This window comes from Saccharospirillum impatiens DSM 12546 (assembly GCF_000423605.1).
Lineage (GTDB): Bacteria > Pseudomonadota > Gammaproteobacteria > Pseudomonadales > Natronospirillaceae > Saccharospirillum > Saccharospirillum impatiens.
In genome coordinates this window covers 1-1507 of the sequence record NZ_AUIH01000145.1, presented here as the reverse complement: position 1 = coordinate 1507, position 1507 = coordinate 1, and the positions used below count along the sequence as shown (strand labels likewise).

Annotated in this window: 2 protein-coding genes; both read right to left on the bottom strand. The window is 48.2% G+C overall.

Translation table 11 applies throughout. The features are described 5' to 3' along the window. Positions 1-553 precede the first annotated feature (553 nt). Positions 554-1024, bottom strand: a complete 471-nt coding sequence (locus tag G565_RS0120930) for a hypothetical protein (protein ID WP_157600198.1) — start codon at positions 1022-1024, stop codon at positions 554-556. 4 nt (positions 1025-1028) lie between these two features. Next, on the bottom strand, positions 1029-1507 hold a 479-nt coding region (locus G565_RS0120925), incomplete at its 5' end, for a hypothetical protein (RefSeq protein WP_028672538.1).

Sequence of the window (1507 nt, the reverse complement as noted above, 5' to 3'; positions counted from 1 at the left end):
CACAGCGAACCCTCCGTTCTGCTGTGCCAAACCTTATCAGATCAACCGGCCAAGATAGTTGTCGCTGGACCGGACAAGTTAATTGTCGCTCTATACCTTTTTTACCTCTCACCTTTAAACCAGTCTCTAATTCCGGATGCAGTGTACTTTCAAACCTCACTCAATTGGGTGTCCGGTTTAGCCCTCGATCTCGACCCTTCGTTACCTCTCACCTTTAAACGAGTTTCTACATCCGGATGCAGAGGTCCTTCAAACCTCACTCAAATGGCTGTCCAGTTAGCTTCTCAGCTAGTCATTCAATGCCCGGGCTGGTGACGTCGATGGTTATTCTGCCTCTTAGGGGGTACCAACAGGCTTAAGCAGACACCCAGCTGAGTTCCTCACGCCTTACAATACATGCAAAACTTAGGACAGTATCGCTAAGACGGGCTACCAGGGTTAGACACACTACCACGCGCTAGGAAAAACCAGATCACCCTGGAGGCACACCCTACCAGCTTGTCCCGGACACCCATTGTAATTACAAACTGTAACGGTAGCTGCCTATACAGTCTTATCTTCTATACTCACCAGCATCTGGACAGGTAGCCTCGGTATAATACTCCTGAACACTCTCGTGAGCACTTGTCATAATGTAGTCAAACACCCAGCCGCCCTTTTCTTGAACGTAGTACAGCGACAACGATTCAGGAGCGCCTTCCTGGTTCAGACCATTGATGGTTAGGCACCCTTGGCTTCCGTCGATATCTTCGTAATGGCTGTCCACCGTTCTGAACCGGTTGGCTAGATCCACAAAGAAGGGGCTACGGAATTCCTCGGGCATTCTGGAGTCGGCCTCTTCAATAACCTTTACATAGTCAGCGGCCACTTTGGTCTTCTTAGCAGCGGGTAAGTCTGTCTCAACCAGATGCTGGAAGTCTCGAAACTCCTGATACAGGATACCTGACTGCCCCTGGGTTGAGTTAGTAGCTGCACAACCCCCCAGCAATAGTATTACCGAAACGACTACGGGTACTTCTTTCATACTTCTAATCCACATATTGCTGAAGCTCCCTTTCTATCTGGGCATCACGACCATCCAGAAACCGGGCAGCAATGCACAAAAGACCAGAGCAACTTTTTATGAGCTCAATCACGTCAATACTGCCACTAACGGAAAGTTGAGTTCCCATTACGAAGTTAAAGGTTCCTGTGTAGTTGAACCTGCCACCATCACCACTCGAGAAACCAAGTGTTAATCGCCTCAACTTAAAGCCAAGACCTTCAAGTGCAGGACCACCATTAAAACTCATAGCACCAGCGTTACCAGCTAGCCTCACCTCTCCGGATTGATCAACTGAAATTGAGTAATAGTCACCTGAATGGATAATCCTGATTGTTTCGTCTCCATTCGTGTCATACGCTAATTGTATGTAAGCGTCCAACCGCACCACCTGTTGTTTAAATCTATCAGCCCGCAGGCTGTGGTTTTCTTCAACAGGATCCATCAATGCAAACTCCGGACGAA